The sequence below is a fragment of the Ilumatobacter sp. genome, assembly GCF_046290335.1.
Taxonomy (GTDB): Bacteria; Actinomycetota; Acidimicrobiia; order Acidimicrobiales; family Ilumatobacteraceae; genus Ilumatobacter_A.
This window is the reverse complement of sequence record NZ_JBKAGH010000001.1, coordinates 1,673,037-1,691,139: the sequence shown is the minus strand read 5'-3', so window position 1 is coordinate 1,691,139 and position 18,103 is coordinate 1,673,037. Positions and strand designations below refer to the sequence as shown.

Sequence of the window (18,103 nt, the reverse complement as noted above, 5' to 3'; positions counted from 1 at the left end):
CTCGGTGACGCCGACGTGGGCGGCGTCGTGGTGGTGGTGGTGGTCGTGGTCGTGGTCGTGGTCGTGGTCGTGGTCGTGGTCGTGGTGGTGCTCGTCGCGTTGGTGTCGGCGGGGAGGTAGCCGAGGGCGTAGTCGGCGGGGTTGGAGGTGAAGATGCAGACGGTGCCGGTGGGGGGAGGGCGACGGTCAAGGCGTTGGAGATGTCGACGCGGTTGGGGTGTCGAGTGATGCGGCGAGGGGTGGGGTGGTGGTGCAGGGGTAGAGGGTGGCGAAGCCGTTGCCGTCGGGGTCGATGGCGGCGAGGTTGAGCATGGCGCCGGCGGCGTCGTCGGGGATGTTGGCGCGTCTGGCGATCTGGATGGTGATGATGGCGCTGGCGTCGAGTCGTCCGGTGGCTTGGGATTGGGTGTCGATGGTTTCGCCGTTGGAGCGCGTGTCGAGCAGATGGACCGGCTCGATCGTGGCGATGGGGTCGGAATCAGCTCCGACCGATCCGAGTGACCAGGGAGTGATCACCAGCGCCGAGACGGTCAACCTGGTGTCAGACACCAGATTGACGGGGGTGGGGTCAGCGGAGGGGAGCGAGCGCCGCGCGGCCGCGGTAGGCGGCGGCGTCACCGAGTTGGGCTTCGATGCGCAGCAGTTGGTTGTACTTCGCGACGCGGTCCGAACGAGCCGGCGCGCCCGTCTTGATCTGGCCGCAGTTGGTGGCGACGGCGAGGTCGGCGATCGTCGAATCCTCGGTCTCGCCCGAGCGGTGGCTCATCACCGACGTGTACGCATGACGAGTCGCCAGGCCGACCGTGTCGAGGGTCTCGGTCAGCGAGCCGATCTGGTTCACCTTGATCAGGATCGAGTTGGCGACGTTGCGTTCGATGCCCTGCTGCAGGCGCTCGACGTTGGTCACGAACAAGTCGTCACCCACGAGCTGGACGCGGTCGCCGACGGCGGCCGTGAGCGTCGCCCACCCGTCCCAGTCGTTCTCGTCCATCGCGTCCTCGATCGAGACGATCGGGTACGTGTCGACCAGGCGGGTCCAGTAGGCCGACATCTCGGCGGGCGTCAGCACCTTGCCTTCACCGGCGAGCTGGTAGTTGCCGTCGGAGAAGATCTCGCTGACGGCGGGGTCCAGCGCGATGGCGATGTCGTCGCCCGGCGTGAAGCCGGCGCGCTCGATCGCCTCGACGAGCACGGTGATCGCTTCCTCGTTCGAGTCGAGGTTCGGCGCGAATCCACCTTCGTCGCCGACCGCGGTCGACAGGCCGCGTTCGCCGATGACCTTCTTGAGCACGTGGTAGGTCTCGGTGCCCCAGCGCAGTGCCTCGGAGAAGCTCGGGGCCCCGACGGGCATGATCATGAACTCCTGGAAGTCGATCGAGTTGTCGGCGTGCACGCCACCGTTGATCACGTTCATCATCGGCACGGGCAGGACGTGAGCGTTGGGCCCGCCGACGTACTGGTAGAGCGGCATGTCGAGCTCGATCGCAGCGGCCTTGGCGACCGCCAGGCTCACGCCGAGGATGGCGTTGGCGCCGATACGGGCCTTGTTGTGCGTGCCGTCGAGGTCGAGCATGATTCGGTCGATCATCCGCTGGTCGAGCGCATCGAAGCCCTCGAGTGCATCGCCGATCTCGTCGTTGACGAAGCCGACCGCGTCGAGGACGCCCTTGCCTCCGTAGCGGTCGCCGCCGTCACGCAACTCGACCGCCTCGTGCTCTCCCGTCGACGCTCCCGACGGCACGATCGCACGGCCGAGTGCTCCGGAATCGAGCAGGACGTCGACCTCGACGGTCGGGTTCCCACGGCTGTCGAGGACTTCGCGGCCGGTGATGTCGATGATCTCGCTCATGCCTCGAACGTATCCGACGCGGAGGCGCTCTCGCGTGAGATGTTGAGCTCGTCGGGCGCCGCCGCGAGCACGTCGGCGATGTAGGAGGGCAAGGCTTCTTCCAGCGTGATGTCGACCTGCGCTTCTTCCGACAGGAACCATCGGTGCTCGAGCAGTTGGTGGTAGATCTCCGCTGCCTCCAGCTTGGCGAACAGCTCGGGTGGGATCTGCGCGATCAGTGGCTCGAAGCGGTCGTCGAGCCAGCGGACGGCGACGACGTTCTCGGGAAGCGAACGCACGGTCGAGCCGCCGTAGCCGGTCGGGAGACCGGCTTCGATCTTCGCCTGGCGTTCCAGGTTGAGTTCGTGGCCGAAGGCGCGAATGTCGTCGAGCAGTCGGCGCGCTTGGTTCTCGGTCGTCTCCAGCCCCGTCAGGTTCCTCAGCCGCAGAGCGTGGAATCCGTGCTCGACGACGCGGGGGATGTAGCGCAACCGGTCGCTGCCATCGTCGTCGACGATCTCCATCTCTTCGACGTCGAAGCCGAGCTCGTGCAACCGCTGCAGTCGTTGATCGATCTTGTAGGTCTCGCCGGGGCCGAATTCGTCGGCGGCGGTCAGTTCGTCCCACAGGGCTCGGTAGCGCTCCTCGATCTGCATCGACACCTCCCACGGGTCGATGTCGGCCTTGAGGCGGCCGCCGACCTGGAGGTCGAGCAGCCCGCCGGCGACGCTCTCGGTAGCGATCTGTAGGTCGAGACTGCGTTGGCCGGGCGAGATCTGCGGGTACCGCTCACCGGTCTCCATGTCGATGACGTACGCGCTCAGCGCGCCGGCGTCGCGGCGGAACAGGGTGTTCGACAGCGAGCAGTCCCCCCAGAAGAACCCGGCGAGGTGGAGGCGAACGAGCAGACCGACGAGCGAGTCGAGCACTCGCTCGCCGAGGTACGGGATCGTCAGGCCTCGGCCCGACAGCAGGGTGCGGTACGGCAGTGAGTAGTCGAGGTGACGCGTCACCAACATGCCGTCGGCGCCACCGGTCTTGCCGGTGACGGCCGCGACGACCTCGACGGTGGGCAAGCCCGCATCGTCGAGCTCTCGGAGGAGTCGGTACTCCCGTTGCACCAACGGGTCGGGCAACTCCTTGATCACGTAGCTGGCGTTGCCGAGTTCGATCAGTCGGACGACGTGGCGATGCAGTCCGAGGACGCCGTGCATGTGCGGAAGTGTCCAGTCGTCGAGCGCTTGGGCGAAGGGAAGTCCGGCGATGTGAGGATGATCGGACGGACTGGCGAGTTGCACACGCATCTACCCAGTCTGACTGCATCCGCCGGTATCGCTCGCGCATGCCGTCAGCGAGGAGGCGCTCTTTCCTCAATTTCTGCTCAAGGGTCGAGCAACGAGTGCCGATGCTGTCGATATGGAACCTCAGGATCCCACCGCAGGATCTTCCGCCGCCGCTCCATTCGCGCCGCCGAGCGCGACGCTGCATCCACCGCTCGATCCGGCCCCGACGGCGGTCCATCAGCAGACGCACGCGCCCGCGGTGATGGCGGAGGTCGATCCTCGCGTCTGGACGATGGACGACGCTCCTGCGTGTGAACCCCTGGCCATCCCGACCCGCTTTCTGCGCTGGCTGGCACTGACCGGCGGAGCGGTCGCGCTCGGACTCTCCGGCTGGCAGAGCGCTCGTGTCCTCGACGACCAATCGTGGTCGAGTCAGATCGCGTTCGGTGCACTCGCCGCGTCGATCCTCGCGGCCTCGTCCTTGCTGTTGTGGACGTGGGTGATCGTCGAGAATGCCCGTCGTCTCCTCGTCATCGCCCGGTCGCAGCACCCACCCGATCCGATCATGACGGCGCTCGCCTGGATGGCTCCGTTGGCCGTTGCTGGCGCCGCCGGTGCCGCCGTGGTCTACTTGCAAGCGAGCGCCGAGCGCGAAGGGCTCGGCGACACGTCGCCGCTACCACTTGCTGTGGGACTGGTGTCGATGATCGTGACCCTGCTGGTGATGTATCGCCCACTTTTCTTGCTGTCCGACGTCACTCGGCGACTCGGTGGCGTCTCGGTGACACTCGCCCGCTGGTTCTGGGTTCCGGTGTCGTTGGCAGTCGTCGGGTCGCTCAGCCTCATCGCGTTGGATGCGGGCGGAGCCTATGACGACTTCGACGGCGTCGTCCCGCCGTGGGCGCTTGGCGTCGTGGCGCTCCCGCCGCTCGTCATCGTGCTGTGGCTCGCGTGGCGCGGTGGCCGTGCCATGGAGGACGCAGTCGGGTTCGCCTACTTGCGACGCAACGGCGACATCACCGCCGGGATCGGCCGTGGCCGCCTCGGGTTGATGGCTCGCGCGTTGCGAGCCGATGCTCGACCGCCGATCCAGCGCGACGTTCGTCAACGCATCCGACTCGTACCCGGTGACGAGATCCTCCGGCTGGCGCTGGTGATCGCGATCGCTGCCCTCGTGCTGTTGAGCACCGTGGCGGCGATCGTCATGTTCTTGTTCTGGCGTGAGTCCAGCGACGGGTTGCTCCTCCAGTCGCAGCAGGACCGAGCGTGGGACGCGCTCGCCGCGCTGCGCCGCGTCGAGCGCCTGTTCGCACTCGGGCTGCTCGGCGTGACGTCGGTGTGGGCATTCGTCACGGTGCTCAATGCTCGAGTCGCCTCTGGTCGTCGGCGCAATCCTGTCCTCGCAGCAGTCGCATGGCCGGCCGCCGCAGCGGGGATCTGGGCCATCGGCTCCCGAGTCGGCGACAGCGACGACACCATGGTCGTCGTCGCCGGGTTCGCACTGCAGGCGGCCGTCGCGTATGTGCCGTTCTTCTTCGTGGAGCGAGCCGCCGTGTCGGTCGGCGCTCGTCGCCAGCCGGTTCGGTTGGCGTACGCGCTCGGCGTCATCCTGCTCGTCCACGTGCAGGGACTGGCCGGCCTGTCGACGCTCGACGTCTCGTCGCCGGCCGACCGCTTCGGTCGCCTGGCCGGTTACCTCGCGTTGGCTGCGCTGATCGAACTGTTGTCGATGCTGGCGGTCACCGAAGCGAGTCGTCTGGTGACGCGAGGCGCCCGCCAGGAAGCCGATCGACACAACGTGCTGGCCGACCGCTGCCTCGAACTCGACCGTCGGCAGGCCGCTGTCGCGATGGCACAGGCGCAGTCCGGCAACCACACTTCGGCTGGGATCTCGTAGTGGTTGCGTGCCGACCGCCGTTGGTACGCGACGACGCCCCGTGCTGACCACTCGTTGTCGGAGGGGCCGTCGCTCGGGGCGCCATCGGTGGTGACCAAGGTGTTGGTCACCGGTGGGGGGATCTCGCGCGGGTGGGAGATCGAGGCTGGCCTCAGGTCAGACCAGCCCGACTCGATTCGACTCAGGTCGGGGAGTGAGCGACTTCGACGTCGGGATCTCCGGTCTCGTCACCGTGAGCATGTTCGGCGTCGAGCGCTGGTCCGTAGCCATCTTCACGAGACTTGGCCAGCGCAATGCCCAACACGAGCAGACCGAACAGCGGCTTGGCGAGCACGTCGGCGATCGCATAGCCGACCTGGCGGGCGACTTCGGCCTTGGCTTCGTCGTCGATGACCGACGGCGCGATGTAGGCGAGCGGGTAGACGCCCCACGTGGCGAGGATGACGTAGCGGAGTCCGTCGACCAGCTTGCGTACGGTGTCGCTCTGGCGCCCGAGCGACCGGCCCAGTTCCACGAACAGCACGTAGAGGATGTAGAGGAACGGAAGCGTGGACAGGACTCCCCAAACGGTGCGAGCCGTGGAGTCCGGATCGGAGACCTCGCCGGGCCAGCCGAGCAGGATCATCGCGGTCGCTGCGATGGTCAGCCGGATCAGCAGGCTGCGGGTCTTGCCCTTCGTGAGTTTGAGCACGACGACGAGTTCCGCGAGGAGCAGTGGCACGGTCAGCAGCCAGTCGACGTAGCGATAGCCCTCGTTGAACGGTTCGCCGTCTTGGAGGTAGTTGGTGCCGTCGAAGCTGAATGCGGCGGACCACGAGTCGAAGATGCGCAGGTAGTGGTAGAGCGCGATGGCGACGACGAGCGTCGACAGCGTGATCGCCATGCGATGACGTGGGTCGACCTTGCTCCTGACGAGCAGGAAGAAGATCAGCGCCGCGCCCATGCTGGCGATCACGAACGAAAAGGCGTTGTACACGAGGTTGTACTGGCCCTCGCTCAGTAACAGTTCCATGGTGGGTTCCTTCGGTAGGGGCGATGTCGCCTGATGACGACCCGATTGAAATTAGTACCCTTTAGCATGAATTAGCACTGTTTAGCGTCAATAAAGTTGCCGGGACATCACCAGGTCATCGATGGGGCGCGGCGAACGCGTGGGTGCCGGGGATCGACGGCGTCCGCACGGGTGGCGGGGTGCTCAGTCCGTGGTCGAGCGGATGGTCGAGCCGGATGTCGAGCGGTTGGTCGAGCCGGATGTCGAGCGGTTGGCGCGCACCACGAGTTTGGCGTCGTCCCACAGCCGGTCGAGTGTGGTGAGATCGGCGTCGCGTAAGTCGATGCCCTGCTCGACCGCGAGTCGCTCGACCTGCTCGAAGCGCGCCCGGAACTTGTCGGTCGCACGACGAAGCGCCAACTCCGCGTCGACGTCGAGATGGCGGGCCACATTGACCGTGGCGAACAGCAGGTCGCCGAGTTCATCACGCACGTCATCGCCTGCCTCAGCACCCGGATCGTCACCTGCTTCAGCACCCGGGTCACGGCGGCGATCGCTCGCCATCGCCGCTGCGAGCTCACCGGTTTCCTCGACGATCTTCGGGAACGCGCCCGACACGTCCGGCCAGTCGAAGCCGACCTTCGACGCCTTCTTGCCGACCTTGGCGGCATAGCTGAGCGAGGGCAGTGAGCGAGGTATCCCGTCGAAGACCGAGGTCCGCCCCTTCTCGGCGCGCTTGATGTCGTCCCAGTTGCTGAGTACTTCGTCGGTGCCGTCGACCGTGACGTCGGCAAAGACGTGCGGGTGGCGTCGCACGAGCTTGTCGTGGATGCCCTGGGTGATGTCGGCGATCGTGAACCGCCCCTCCTGCTCGGCGATCGTCGCGTGGAATTCGATCTGGAACAGCAGGTCGCCGAGTTCTTCGACGAGATCGTCGTCGGTGGCTGCGTCGCCAGGATCGAGTGCCTGCAGTGCATCGACGACTTCGTAGGTCTCCTCGAGGAGGAACGGCAACAGCGTCTGGTGCGTCTGCTCGATGTCCCACGGACAGGTCTCGCGCAGCGTGCGCACGAGTTCGTGGAACCGCACGTACTCGCGCCCCACGGGAGCGCCGAGTGCCGGGATGTAGAGCGAGGTGAGATGATCGGCGTCGATCGTGCGGTCGAGGTCTGCCCAGGTGGTGTCGACGATGCGCTCGTCGTCGGTGCCGAGTGCCTGCAGGATCGTGACGGCTTCGTCGCCGGTCGCCTGTTCGACCGCGAGCTTGATGTCGGACAGCACCCAGTTGGCGTGCGTGTGCGTCACGAGCAGCGGCCCGGTCAGGTCCGCGGCGGCCACCGTGAAGTCATGCCCGTCGACGAGGGTGACGCGGGCCTCGACCGGATCGATCCCGAGACGGGCCCACGCCACGTCGAGGAACGACATGGCCGGGAGCACGCGAAGGTCGACGCCGGCGTCGGCGCAGGTGTCGCGCAGATAGCGAACGGTGCGTTCGAGCACCAACGGCGAGCCCGGCACGGCATACAGCACCTCGTCGTGGTCGACGGTGGCAGCGATGAGACGATCGACGATCGCCCGGTACACGTCGTCGAACTCGTCGGAGCGCTCGTAGAGATCGTCGTGGGCGATCGCATCGGGCACGAGGTGTGCCGACGGGTGGACGGCGGTTCGGAGGTGGCGGTGCTCGATCCGTTCGATCGCAGCCAGGGTCTCGACCGTCACGTGATCTGGGTTGCCCGGGCCAAGCCCCACCACCGTGATCGTCGGCGTCCTCATCGCTCGCTCATCGCTCGTTCATCGGTCGTTGGGTGTGGTTGGGTCGTCGGGCTCAGCCGAGCGGCACGACGTTGATGCCCTCGGCGGTGCCGTAGCGGGGATTGACGTAGACGTCTGCTGAGTCGATCGCGATGCGGGCCTGGACGTAGCCGGAGGCGAAGTATGCCTCGAGGTCGGCGACGCTCTCGTCGTAGGTGTTGAGCCGGATCACGTGGAAGCCGAAGTCGGACTCGATCGGCTCGGTCGGCTCGCCGGGCATCGCGGCGAGCGTTCCTTCGGCGAACGGGGGCACGAACTGGGTGCTGATCGCGTCGGTGACGTCGCACGTCAGGAAACCACCGTTCGCGCCCGATCCGGGATCGGTCGACCGCTCCGCCGCGAGCGCGGCGAACGCGGCGGCTTCGGCCTCCTCGCCGCCCTCGGTTTGTGCGGCAGCGAGTTCGTCGATGATCTCGTCGGCTTCGGCTTCGGTGTCGACGAGGATGTGCGTGACGCAGGCGACTCCGCTCACCTGCGGGCCGCCGTCGAACCACCGACGGGTGTCGGCTTGCGACGGTCGGGGCAGTGCCGGGAGCTGGTCGAGGCCGGTCACGTACTCGACCAGCAGATCGCGAGTCTCGGCGCTGATCTCGCTGAACGTCGGGAACTGACCGCTGAGACGAGTGTTCGTGTCGTCGATCGCCGTGTCGTCGAGTTCGATACCCGCATCCGACACCGCCTGGCTGAACACCTGCGCTTCGATCCACACCGAGATGGCCGTGCGAATGGCACCGGCTTGGGCCTCGGAGCTGACGTCGGGGCTCACCAACGGGAGCAATTCGTCGATCTGCTCCTGTCGGAGCTCGGCGTCGTCGACACGGGCGATCACGTTGTCGTCGGTGAAGGTGGTGCATCCGGCAGCGAGCAGGGAGGCGGCGGCGAGGGGAAGCAGGATCGTCAACGGTCGGCGAGTCACGGTCCTGCACGCTACCCGCCGCTCGGGGCTGATCTCAGTCCTCGACGGGGACGAGGTCGCGGAGGAAGCCGACCAGGTAGGTGGCGGCGTCCTTGCCGCGCGGGAGCGGCACCACGAGTTGCGACAGGTCGTCTTTGTACTTCGCGCCTTTGGAGAGGCGCCGAAGTCGAAGGGTGGCGCTCATCTTGAGCTCGATCGGCTGGATCCGAGCATCGGACGACGTGATCTGCAGGTCGGTGATGCCGAGTCGGTGACACTCGGCTCGTAGGTAGCCGACCTGGAGCAGCGCCTCGGCGTGGGTGGGCAGCGGGCCGTACCGGTCCTGCCATTCGGTGCGGATGTCGTCGACGTGCACCTGCGCGGTGACCTCGGCGAGGCGGCGATAGGCCTCGAGGCGCAGCTCTTCCTTCGCGACGTAGTCGTTCGGCAGGAACGCGTCGGTCGGCACGTCGAGCTTGATCTCGGTGGGCTGGTTGGGCAGCGGTTCGCCCTTCATCTCGCTCACCGCTTCGGTGACCATCTGGCAGTACAGGTCGTAGCCGACCGCTGCGATGTGGCCCGACTGCGACTCGCCGAGCAGGCTGCCCGCGCCGCGGATCTCGAGGTCGCGCATCGCGATCTTGAACCCGGAGCCGAGTTCGGTGGCCTCGCCGATCGTGCGGAGGCGTTCGTAGGCCTCCTCGGTGAGCGTCTTGTCGCGCGGGTGGAACAGATAGGCGTACGCGCGCTGGCCCGAGCGCCCGACCCGTCCGCGCAACTGGTGCATCTGGCCCAGCCCGAGCAGGTCCGCGCGTTCGACGACGAGCGTGTTGACGGCCGGCATGTCGATCCCCGACTCGATGATCGTCGTACAGACCAGCACGTCGAACTCGCCGTCCCAGAACTCCTGCACGACCGTTTCGAGCGAACCCTCGTCCATCTGCCCGTGCGCGATGGCGATACGCGCCTCGGGGACGAGTTCGCGAAGCCGGCGCGCCGCGGTCTCGATCGACTGCACCCGGTTGTGCACCCAGAAGACCTGTCCTTCACGCAGCAGTTCGCGGCGGATCGCCTCGATCGCGACGCGCTCGTCGTACTCGCCGACGTAGGTGAGGATCGGCTGGCGTTCGGCGGGCGGGGTCTGCAGCAACGAGAGGTCGCGGATACCGACCAGCGACATCTCGAGCGTGCGAGGAATCGGCGTGGCGGAGAGGGTGAGGACATCGACGTTCGTCTTCAGCTTCTTCATCTTCTCCTTGTGCTGGACGCCGAACCGTTGCTCTTCGTCGACGACCAACAGGCCGAGGTCCTTGAAGTGGATGTCGGCGCCGAGCAGGCGGTGCGTGCCGATCACGCAGTCGACCTCTCCGGATTTGACGTCGGCGATGACCTTCTTCGCCTGACCGGGCGTCAAGAAGCGCGAGAGCACCTCGACGCGGATCGGAAAGCCGGCGAACCGGTCGGCGAAGGTGTTGCCGTGCTGGGTGGCCAACAGTGTGGTCGGCGCGAGTACCGCGACTTGCTTGCCGTCTTGAATCGCCTTGAACGCGGCGCGGATCGCGATCTCGGTCTTGCCGAATCCGACGTCGCCGCACACGAGGCGGTCCATCGGGAACTCGCGTTCCATGTCGGCCTTGATCTCGTCGATGGCGCGCTGTTGGTCGACCGTCTCGACGAACGGGAACGCCTCTTCCATCTCGGCCTGCCACGGGGTGTCGAGCGCGAACTGGTGCCCCTGTGCCGTGACCCGCTGCTGGTAGAGCAGCACCAGTTCTTGCGCGATCTGACGCACCTCGGACTTGACGCGCGACTTCGTCTTGGCGAAATCGGACCCGCCGAGCCTGTGGAGCTTGGGCGCCTCGCCGCCGACGTATTGGCGGATCGTGTCGATCTGATCCGACGGGATGTAGAGCTTGTCGCCGCCTTTGTAGCTGAGCAGCAGGTAGTCGCGTTCGACGCCGCCGATCGCCCGCTTGACCATGCCCTCGTACTTGCCGACGCCGTGCTGATGGTGCACGACGTAGCTGCCGGTCGTGAGGTCTTCGAACGTGCTCGCCGCATCGCTACGTTTGCGCGGCCGGGCCTTGCGGTGTGCGCGACGACGGCCGGTGAGGTCGGCCTCGGCGACGATCGCGATCTTCGCGTTGGGCAGCGTCGCGCCGCGGTGCAGCGGCGCGACGACGATGCGACCACCCGGCGGAATGTCGCTGTGGTCGGTGACGGGCCGGATCGGGAAGTCGAGTCCTTGGTCGAGCAGCAGCGACTTGATGCGGCGTGCCGAGCCCTCGCCGTCGGCGGCGACCACGACGCGGTAGCCGTCGGCGATCAGGTCGCGCAGTCGGTCGGTGAGTCCGCTGCCGTCGCCGACGACGGGGCCCCACCCCATCGCTGAGACCAGCGGGGTGTCGGGCGACTCGGGGGTCGAGTCGATCGACCAGAACGAACCGGCACCGGCGAGCAGCACATCGGGGTCTGCGTGCAGTCGGGGGAACGTCTTGTCGGGGTCACGCGCCCACGTCGATGCGAGGGTGCGAGCGAGGTCGTCCTCCTCGGCGAGCAGGTCGCTGGCTCGATCGCGCATCCGCCGTGGCTCGATCAGCAGCACCTTCGCGTCGCCGGGGAGGATGTCGGTGAGCAGGACGTCGTCGTCGACGAGCCAGGGCAGCCAGGACTCCATGCCATCGAAATGCGTGCCTTCCGCGAGGCGTTCCCACTGTTCGCGCCCCCACGGCTCGGTGGCGACGAGCGTGGCCGCCTTTGCTCGCACGGCTTCCGACGGGATCAGTTCCCTCGCCGGGAAGATGTGCACGAGGTCGAGGTCGTCGGTGGAGCGTTGATCGTTGACGCTGAAGCGGGTGAGTCGGTCGACTTCGTCGCCCCAGAGATCGATGCGGATCGGTGCGTGCGCTCGGGCGGGGAACACGTCGATGATGGCGCCGCGTCGGGCGAACTCACCTCGGTGCTCGACCAGCTCTTCGCGGCGGTAGCCGAACTGGACGAGCGTCTGCACGAGTTCGTCCGGGTCGATCTCCGTTCGCGGTGCCACGACGATCGGCTCGACGTCGATCGTTCCGGGGCCGAGCTTCTGGAGCAGCGACCGCACGCCGGCGACGATGACGCTCGGACAGCGCTCGGGATCGCGCAGCCGCCACAGTACGTCGAGGCGCTGCCCCATGGTCTCCACGTTCGGGCTGACCCGCTCGAACGGGAGCGTCTCCCAGCCGGGAAACAAGACGAGCTCGGAATCGTCGAGGAACTGGCTCAGGTCGTCGTGGAGCTGCGCTGCCATCGTGCCGGTCGGGCATGCCACGACCAGCGGTCGGCGGTTCGACAGCTTCGACAACGCGGCGATCGAGATCGGTCGAGCGACGTCGACGACCGCGAGCCGCGCCGACGGATCCGACAGCGCCCGGGTGAGTCCGGGTTCGGCGCGTAGGAGCGGCGCCAGCGAGGCGAGCCCGGCGACGGATTCGTTCACGTCGGGCTGGTCGGCTCCGGTTGCAGCGTCGGGGCTGGCGGGGATCGTCCTGGCGTCGCCGATGGGCGCTGCAGTGGTCATCTGGGCCCATTGAAGCGCGCTCGCTCGTGATTGCGACGATGCCACCTGTGCCGTGTGGCGCTCGTGACGGTCGCGGGCGACGCGCGCGGTCAACGCTTGGTGTTGTAGCGCTGCATGGCGGCGTTGACGCCGTCGGCGATGATTCGCTCCACGGCGTCGGCAGCGTCGACGATCACCGTGTCGATCAACTCGCGCTGGCGTTTCGGGAACGGGGCGAGCACATGCACTTTGCCGACGTGCTTGGAGTCGGGTTTGCCGACGCCGATGCGTACCCGCAGATATTCCTGCGAGTGCACGTGCTGGGTGATCGAACGCAGCCCGTTGTGACCGGCCAATCCGCCGCCGACCTTCACCTTGAGTTCGCCGGGTGGGAGGTCGAGTTCGTCGTGCACGACGATGATCTGGTCGGGTGACTCGATCCGATATCGCCGCACCATCGCGCCGACGGCACGACCGGATTCGTTCATGTAGGTGATCGGGAACGCCAGGGCCACACGCTCGTCTCCGTCGGGCCCGGCGAAGCGGGTCTCGGCGACGAGCGCGTTGTCACGCCCACCCTTGAGCGTCGAGTCGCGGCGTTGCGCGAGCAGGCGAACGACCTCTTCTCCGACGTTGTGGCGAGTCCGGGCGTACTTCTCGCCCGGATTGCCGAGCCCTACGACGAGCCAGTCGAACGGGGAGCCCTTGCCGGCTCGCCCGAAGAGATTCATCGCAGGCTCAGTTCGGCGCCAGACTCAGCTGTCGGCGTCGTCGCCCGCAGCGGCGGAGTCGTCGGCTGCGCCGGCGTCCGCGGACTCGGCCGCGGCAGCCTCCTCGGCGTCGAGGACCGGCGTGCGCATCGTGAGCACCGTGACGACGGGGACCTCGGGGTCCGCGGTCGCCTTGGCGCCAGCTGGGATGTTGAGATCTTCCACGCGGATCACGGTGTCCATGTCCATGTCGGCGATGTCGACGATGATCTCGTCGGGGATGTTGCGCGGGGTCGTCGCGACTTCGAGTTCGTTCATCGACAAGTCGACGAGGCCGCCGCCGTTCGACACGGCCTTCGCTTCGCCGTCGAGACGGATCGGCACGCTGACGACGATCTCCTCGTTCAGGTTGACCTGGATGAAGTCGATGTGCGCGATGTTGAGGCGCACCGGGTGGCGCTGCACGTCCTTGATCAGCGACGGGTACACGGTGCCATCGACGGTGAGGTCGATGATCGTGTTCATGCCGGCACCACCGGAGACGGCCTGGCGCAGCTCACGGCGGTCGACGCTGATGCTCACCGGGTCCATCCCGTGGCCGTACACGACGCCGGGGATCTTGCCCTCGGCCCGCAAGCGGCGAGTCGCGGCGCTCCCCGTGGTGCGCCCGGATTCAGCGTGGAGGATGGTCTCAGTCATGGTGATCGTTGTCCAAACGGTTGCGACGGGTGCCTGGAGAATCCGATCATCTCCAAGTGCCGCCGTACGAAATACAGCAGGCGGCAACGCTATCGCCGCGCGTCACGACCTCAACATGCGCGCCGGGCGGCAGCTACACAGCCGCCGGCGATGCGCGTGGCGGTGCGTCAGGCCAGGTTTTCGCCGTCGAAGATGTCGCTGACGCTGGTGTCGTCGAACACGGCACTCAACGCTTCGGCGATCAGCGGCGCGATCGACAGTACCTCGAGGTTCGGCAGCTGCTTCTCCGGTGGGAACGGCAGCGAGTTGGTGAGCACGATCCGCTCGATCGGTGCGTTCTTGAGCCGGTCGATGGCCGGGCCCGAGAGCAGGCCGTGGGTCGCCATCGCCCACACTTCTTTCGCGCCGCGCTTCATCAACAACTCCGCGGCAGCGACGATCGTGCCGCCGGTGTCGATCATGTCGTCGGTGAGCACGCAGATGCGGCCCTCGACGTCACCCATCACCTCAGCGGCCTCGGCCACGTTGGTGGTGCCCTTCGGTCGCCGTTTGTAGATGAACGCGAGATCGGCGCCGCAGTCGTTGAGGTGCTGTGCCATCCGCTCGGCCACCTTGATGCGTCCGGCGTCTGGCGACACGATCACGGGCTCGGAGGCGTTGGCGCGGACGTACTGCTCGAGGACGGGCATCGCGGTCAAGTGATCGACTGGGCCGTCGAAGAATCCCTGGATCTGACCGGAGTGCAGATCGATCGAGATCATCCGCTTCGCTCCGGCGGCCTTGAACATGTCGGCGACGAGACGCGCCGTGATCGGTTCGCGGCCTGCCGCTTTGCGATCCTGGCGGGCGTAGCCGTAGAAGGGGCACACCGCGGTGATCCGCTTCGCCGATGCGCGAGACGCGGCATCGATCATGATCAGGTGCTCCATGATCGAGTCGTTCACCGAGCGGTCGTCGATGCCGAAATGGGTCTGCATGACGAACACGTCGGTCCCGCGCACCGACTCGCCGAAGCTGCAGCGCACTTCGCCGTTGGCGAACTCGATCAGGCCGTCGTGGCCGACGTCGATGTTCAGATGGGCTGCCACCTCGTGCGCCAACGCAGGATGCGTACGACCGGTGTAGATCGCAAGCCGCTTCGTGGTGACCTTTTCCATGTGCAACCTTCTGACCTGGTTCGAGACCTGGCCGGTGTCGTGGGGGTGGTGTCTTGGGGGTGTCGTGGGTGTGGAGAGCGCCGCCCGCCGTGGCTAGGTGCCAGGAGCAGTGTAGAACGCGCCGGTGACCGTGTTCGAAGAGACGGACGAGCCCACTGGCAGATGGGCGTACGGGCCGACGTTGGCGCCCGTTCCCACTTCGGCGTCGTGGCCGACCGTGTGGGTGACGGTCGCTTCGCTGCCGATCGCGCAGTCGACGAGTCGAGCGTCGGGTCCGATCTCGCAGCCGTCGCCGATCGCCGTCGTACCCTGCAGCATCGTGCCCGGATAGAGCGTGACGTCACGTCCGATCGTGACCGTCACGTCGATGAAGGTCTGGCGTGGATCGAGCATCGTGACGCCGTTGAGCAGCCAGTGTCGGTTGGTGCGCGCCCGCAACTCGCGTTCGGCCAGGGCGAGTTGCCAGCGGTCGTTGACGCCTTGCGTTTCCTCGCTCGGAGCCTGCACACATCCCACTCGGTGCCCCATCGAGGCGAGCACCGAGATCACGTCGGTCAGGTAGTACTCGCCTTGCGAGTTGTCGGTCGTGAGGGTGCGCAGCGCCGGGCCGAGCAGGTCGCGGCGAAACGCATAGATCGAGGTGCACACCTCGCGGACGTCGAGTTCGTCGGGGGACGCATCGCGCTGCTCGACGATGCGCTGGACCTGGCCGTCCTTCTTGCGGATCACCCGGCCGTATCCGGTCGGGTCGTCCATCACCGAGGTCAGCATCGTCGCTGCGTTGCTGTTCGCGACATGTGTCGCCACCAATTCGTCGAGGGTCTCGGTACGAAGGAGCGGCGCATCGCCCGGCAACACGATGATGGTGGCCTCGTCGTCGTAGTCGTCGCCGTCGAAGGCGGTCATGCCGATCGCGGCGGCGTCGCCGGTGCCGTTCTGTTCGACCTGCTCGACGAAGGCCACGTTGGCCCAGGCGGGCGCCATGGCCTGCACCTTCTTGGTGACCTGTTCCGCACCGTGGCCGACGACGATCGCCGTGCGTTCGGGCTGCAGCTTCTCGAGCGCGTGGATGACGTGGAGCACCATCGAGCGTCCGCAGATCATGTGCAGCGGCTTGGGTCGGGCCGAACGCATACGCGTTCCTTCGCCAGCCGCCAAGACGATCGCGGAAACACTCATGCTCGCGAGGCTAGTGGAGCGTCGGACAACCTTCGCCTGAGCGTTCCCGGGAGAGGATTCGAACGCCGATCAACGCCTGGTGCCTGACCCCAGGTGTTCTGTCGTCGGTGTGAGCGTTCCCGGGAGAGGATTCGAACCCCTACAAACGGCACCAAAAACCGCTGTCCTACCATTAGACGACCCGGGATCGGGCCAGCCGTCGACCTGTTTGGCCACGACAACACCTAGACGCCACCGTACCGCGGGTGGCGGGCCGTCGCACGCACGATAGCGTCGTCGGCCTTATGGGTTCTCTGATCAAGAAGCGTCGCAAGCGCATGCGCAAGAAGAAGCACAAGAAGATGCTCCGCCGCACGCGTCACCAGCGTCGCAAGTAATCACCAACACAGTTCACGTCAACTGCGGCCTGAGGTCGTCGCGTGATCGTTCGGTCGTCACAGGTCGAACGGTGACGAGACGGACGAAATGGTCGTCGTGACCACCAACCGAGCGCCCTCGTCGACCAGATCGGCGAGGGCGTCGTCGCGTTGGCCGTCGACGAACCACGTCGCCCCACTGCCTGCGAGCACCGGCGCTGTGCCGGTGCGCTCCGCTATCGCGTCGCGCCACCACGCCAGCCGCGGCTCGACCGTGATCGCGGCGACCTCGAGGTCGTTGGGACCGTCGCCGGTCGGTCCTCCGAGGTCGTCCCATGCTCGATACGCGGCGGGGGTGCTCACCGCCAGCGGCGGGATGACGAGGGTGATGGTCAGATCGACCTGAGGCAGCGGTTCGATGATCTCGCCGATCCCGGTGACGCGGGCGCGTCCTCCGACCATGCAGAACGGGATGTCAGCGCCGAGCCGTGACGCCTCGACGAGGGCCGCATCGTTGGTGCCGAACCCGCCCCATCGCAGCACGGCGGCGGCATCGGTCGATCCGCCGCCGAGTCCACCGCCGTGTGGGATCCGTTTGTCGATGGTCACGTGGGCGTCGGCGCCGATCAACCGCAGCGCCTTCGCCACGAGGTTGGAGTGGTCGGTCGGCATCCCGGCGGCGAAGGGGCCGGTTGCCGCAAGACCGGTGCGGGCCGGGTCGACGACGAGCACGTCGTGGAGCGCGAGGCTCACCATCTCTGCGTCGATCAGGTGGTAGCCGTCGTCACGCAGACCCGTCATGCGCAGCGTCCGCGTCAGCTTGGCGTGCGCGCGCAGCTCGATCGGGGTGGCTTCGTCCGGTGTGCGTTCGCTGCGTTCCTCGGGCAGCCGAGCCGGTGTCGCGCTCATGTGCCGGCGCCGCGATCGTCAGCGGTCGCGTGCGTGAGCCGCACCCACGCGTCGACGTCGAGCTCTTCGGGGCGAGCGGTCTCGGCCACGGCGGCGGCGACGAACTGATCGGGGTCGACGATGCCTGCCAACGACTTGCGCAGCATCTTGCGTCGCTGCCCGAATGCCGTTTTCACGAGCCCGAAGAGTGCGTCGGGCGCGGCGTCGGGAGGAGAGCGCCGGGTGATCTCGACCAGGGCCGACTCGACGTTGGGGCGGGGGAAGAACACCGCGGCCGGAACGTGCCCGACGATGCGGGCGGTGCCCCAGTACGCCGCCTTCACGCTGATCGCTCCGTAGGCGCTCGTCCTCGGTGACGCGGCGAAGCGTTCGGCGACTTCTCGCTGGACCATCACGAGCAGGCGGGTGACGTGGGGGACGTCGTCGAGCACGTCGCACACGAGCGGTGTGCCGACGTTGTACGGCAGGTTGGCGACGAGGGTCCAGCCTCCGTCGACGTGCGGATCGAGGAGCTCGGTCCAGTCGATCGTCATCGCGTCCGCCTCGACGACGCGAACGTTGGCGGCGTCGGCGACGACCTCGCGCAGCAGCGGCACGACGCCCCGATCGACCTCGACGGCGGTGACCGCCGCACCTGTTTCAGCGAGGGCGAGTGTCAACGAACCGAGCCCGGCGCCGATCTCGACCACGTGGTCGCCGGGGCCGACCCGAGCGAGATCGGCGATGCGCCGCACCGTGTTGGGGTCGGCGACGAAGTTCTGACCGAGGTCTCGACGCGGGGCGAGGCCGTGCTCGTCGAGCAGTTCTCTGATCGCTGGTCGGGAATGCGTCATCTTGCACGGATCA

General features: G+C 67.0%; 15 protein-coding genes and 1 tRNA gene. 2 read left to right on the top strand and 14 right to left on the bottom strand.

Annotated elements, in window-relative coordinates; genetic code table 11:
* Positions 1-186: 186 nt before the first annotated feature.
* The 3 genes from ACE37B_RS07530 to ACE37B_RS07520 are packed head-to-tail and all read right to left on the bottom strand — an operon-like array spanning position 187 to position 3,132.
* A complete protein-coding gene (locus ACE37B_RS07530; protein ID WP_409922657.1) occupies positions 187-549 on the bottom strand; it encodes a hypothetical protein in 363 nt (120 codons plus the stop codon).
* Positions 550-568: 19 nt separating this feature from the next.
* Positions 569-1,849 carry a phosphopyruvate hydratase gene (gene eno / locus ACE37B_RS07525; RefSeq protein ID WP_409922656.1) on the bottom strand — a complete coding sequence of 427 codons (1,281 nt, stop codon included), beginning with the start codon at positions 1,847-1,849 and terminating at the stop codon, positions 569-571.
* Positions 1,846-3,132 carry a DUF4032 domain-containing protein gene (locus ACE37B_RS07520; protein ID WP_409922655.1) on the bottom strand — a complete coding sequence of 429 codons (1,287 nt, stop codon included), beginning with the start codon at positions 3,130-3,132 and terminating at the stop codon, positions 1,846-1,848. Before ACE37B_RS07520 ends, eno begins: the two co-directional genes overlap by 4 nt.
* Positions 3,133-3,244: 112 nt before the next feature.
* Here ACE37B_RS07520 and ACE37B_RS07515 point away from each other — a divergent pair, with 112 nt between their 5' ends.
* Positions 3,245-5,008, top strand: a complete 1,764-nt coding sequence (locus ACE37B_RS07515; protein ID WP_409922654.1) for a hypothetical protein — start codon at positions 3,245-3,247, stop codon at positions 5,006-5,008.
* Between the two features lie 181 nt (positions 5,009-5,189).
* On the opposite strand, the gene ACE37B_RS07510 is transcribed toward ACE37B_RS07515, so the two are convergent.
* The 9 genes from ACE37B_RS07510 to ACE37B_RS07470 all read right to left on the bottom strand — a co-directional run bounded on the left by ACE37B_RS07510 (position 5,190) and on the right by ACE37B_RS07470 (position 16,179).
* Positions 5,190-6,020 carry a bacteriorhodopsin-like gene (locus ACE37B_RS07510; protein WP_409922653.1) on the bottom strand — a complete coding sequence of 277 codons (831 nt, stop codon included), beginning with the start codon at positions 6,018-6,020 and terminating at the stop codon, positions 5,190-5,192.
* 183 nt (positions 6,021-6,203) lie between these two features.
* Positions 6,204-7,775: a nucleoside triphosphate pyrophosphohydrolase gene (gene mazG, locus ACE37B_RS07505; RefSeq protein WP_409922652.1), complete on the bottom strand. Its 1,572-nt coding sequence runs from the start codon at positions 7,773-7,775 to the stop codon at positions 6,204-6,206.
* A gap of 52 nt (positions 7,776-7,827) precedes the next feature.
* Complete coding sequence (locus tag ACE37B_RS07500) at positions 7,828-8,730, bottom strand: peptidylprolyl isomerase (protein WP_409922651.1); 903 nt, start codon at positions 8,728-8,730, stop codon at positions 7,828-7,830.
* A gap of 34 nt (positions 8,731-8,764) precedes the next feature.
* Positions 8,765-12,268 (bottom strand): transcription-repair coupling factor, encoded by a 3,504-nt coding sequence (gene mfd, locus ACE37B_RS07495; RefSeq protein ID WP_409922650.1) that lies wholly within the window; start codon positions 12,266-12,268, stop codon positions 8,765-8,767.
* A gap of 89 nt (positions 12,269-12,357) precedes the next feature.
* The gene (gene pth, locus ACE37B_RS07490) at positions 12,358-12,978 is read right to left on the bottom strand and encodes an aminoacyl-tRNA hydrolase (RefSeq protein WP_409922649.1); all 621 of its coding nucleotides are present in this window, start codon (positions 12,976-12,978) and stop codon (positions 12,358-12,360) included.
* A 24-nt stretch (positions 12,979-13,002) separates the two neighbouring features.
* A complete protein-coding gene (locus tag ACE37B_RS07485; RefSeq protein ID WP_409922648.1) occupies positions 13,003-13,656 on the bottom strand; it encodes a 50S ribosomal protein L25 in 654 nt (217 codons plus the stop codon).
* 167 nt (positions 13,657-13,823) lie between these two features.
* A complete protein-coding gene (locus ACE37B_RS07480) occupies positions 13,824-14,813 on the bottom strand; it encodes a ribose-phosphate diphosphokinase (protein ID WP_409922647.1) in 990 nt (329 codons plus the stop codon).
* A gap of 93 nt (positions 14,814-14,906) precedes the next feature.
* Positions 14,907-15,992: a bifunctional N-acetylglucosamine-1-phosphate uridyltransferase/glucosamine-1-phosphate acetyltransferase gene (locus ACE37B_RS07475; protein ID WP_409922646.1), complete on the bottom strand. Its 1,086-nt coding sequence runs from the start codon at positions 15,990-15,992 to the stop codon at positions 14,907-14,909.
* 116 nt (positions 15,993-16,108) lie between these two features.
* A tRNA-Gln gene (locus ACE37B_RS07470) sits at positions 16,109-16,179 on the bottom strand.
* A 97-nt stretch (positions 16,180-16,276) separates the two neighbouring features.
* Between ACE37B_RS07470 and ACE37B_RS07465 the strand changes: the two genes are divergently transcribed.
* Positions 16,277-16,369, top strand: coding sequence for a 30S ribosomal protein bS22 (locus ACE37B_RS07465; RefSeq protein WP_015442868.1), 93 nt, complete (start codon positions 16,277-16,279; stop codon positions 16,367-16,369).
* Between the two features lie 57 nt (positions 16,370-16,426).
* Here ACE37B_RS07465 and ACE37B_RS07460 read toward each other — a convergent pair whose 3' ends face one another.
* Positions 16,427-17,257, bottom strand: coding sequence for a 4-(cytidine 5'-diphospho)-2-C-methyl-D-erythritol kinase (locus ACE37B_RS07460; protein WP_409922645.1), 831 nt, complete (start codon positions 17,255-17,257; stop codon positions 16,427-16,429).
* Positions 17,254-18,090 carry a 16S rRNA (adenine(1518)-N(6)/adenine(1519)-N(6))-dimethyltransferase RsmA gene (rsmA, locus tag ACE37B_RS07455; protein ID WP_409922644.1) on the bottom strand — a complete coding sequence of 279 codons (837 nt, stop codon included), beginning with the start codon at positions 18,088-18,090 and terminating at the stop codon, positions 17,254-17,256. The genes ACE37B_RS07460 and rsmA overlap by 4 nt, the downstream gene beginning before the upstream one ends.
* Between the last annotated feature and the right edge of the window lie 13 nt (positions 18,091-18,103).

Bases quoted from the DNA above. Each gene is read 5' to 3' on its own strand.
- eno (WP_409922656.1), bottom strand. From the start codon at position 1,849: ATGAGCGAGATCATCGACATCACCGGCCGCGAAGTCCTCGACAGCCGT.
- ACE37B_RS07520 (WP_409922655.1), bottom strand. From the start codon at position 3,132: ATGCGTGTGCAACTCGCCAGTCCGTCCGATCATCCTCACATCGCCGGA.
- ACE37B_RS07515 (WP_409922654.1), top strand. From the start codon at position 3,245: ATGGAACCTCAGGATCCCACCGCAGGATCTTCCGCCGCCGCTCCATTC.
- ACE37B_RS07510 (WP_409922653.1), bottom strand. From the start codon at position 6,020: ATGGAACTGTTACTGAGCGAGGGCCAGTACAACCTCGTGTACAACGCC.
- mazG (WP_409922652.1), bottom strand. From the start codon at position 7,775: ATGAGGACGCCGACGATCACGGTGGTGGGGCTTGGCCCGGGCAACCCA.
- mfd (WP_409922650.1), bottom strand. From the start codon at position 12,268: ATGACCACTGCAGCGCCCATCGGCGACGCCAGGACGATCCCCGCCAGC.
- pth (WP_409922649.1), bottom strand. From the start codon at position 12,978: ATGAATCTCTTCGGGCGAGCCGGCAAGGGCTCCCCGTTCGACTGGCTC.
- ACE37B_RS07485 (WP_409922648.1), bottom strand. From the start codon at position 13,656: ATGACTGAGACCATCCTCCACGCTGAATCCGGGCGCACCACGGGGAGC.
- ACE37B_RS07480 (WP_409922647.1), bottom strand. From the start codon at position 14,813: ATGGAAAAGGTCACCACGAAGCGGCTTGCGATCTACACCGGTCGTACG.
- ACE37B_RS07475 (WP_409922646.1), bottom strand. From the start codon at position 15,992: ATGAGTGTTTCCGCGATCGTCTTGGCGGCTGGCGAAGGAACGCGTATG.
- ACE37B_RS07465 (WP_015442868.1), top strand. From the start codon at position 16,277: ATGGGTTCTCTGATCAAGAAGCGTCGCAAGCGCATGCGCAAGAAGAAG.
- ACE37B_RS07460 (WP_409922645.1), bottom strand. From the start codon at position 17,257: ATGAGCGCGACACCGGCTCGGCTGCCCGAGGAACGCAGCGAACGCACA.
- rsmA (WP_409922644.1), bottom strand. From the start codon at position 18,090: ATGACGCATTCCCGACCAGCGATCAGAGAACTGCTCGACGAGCACGGC.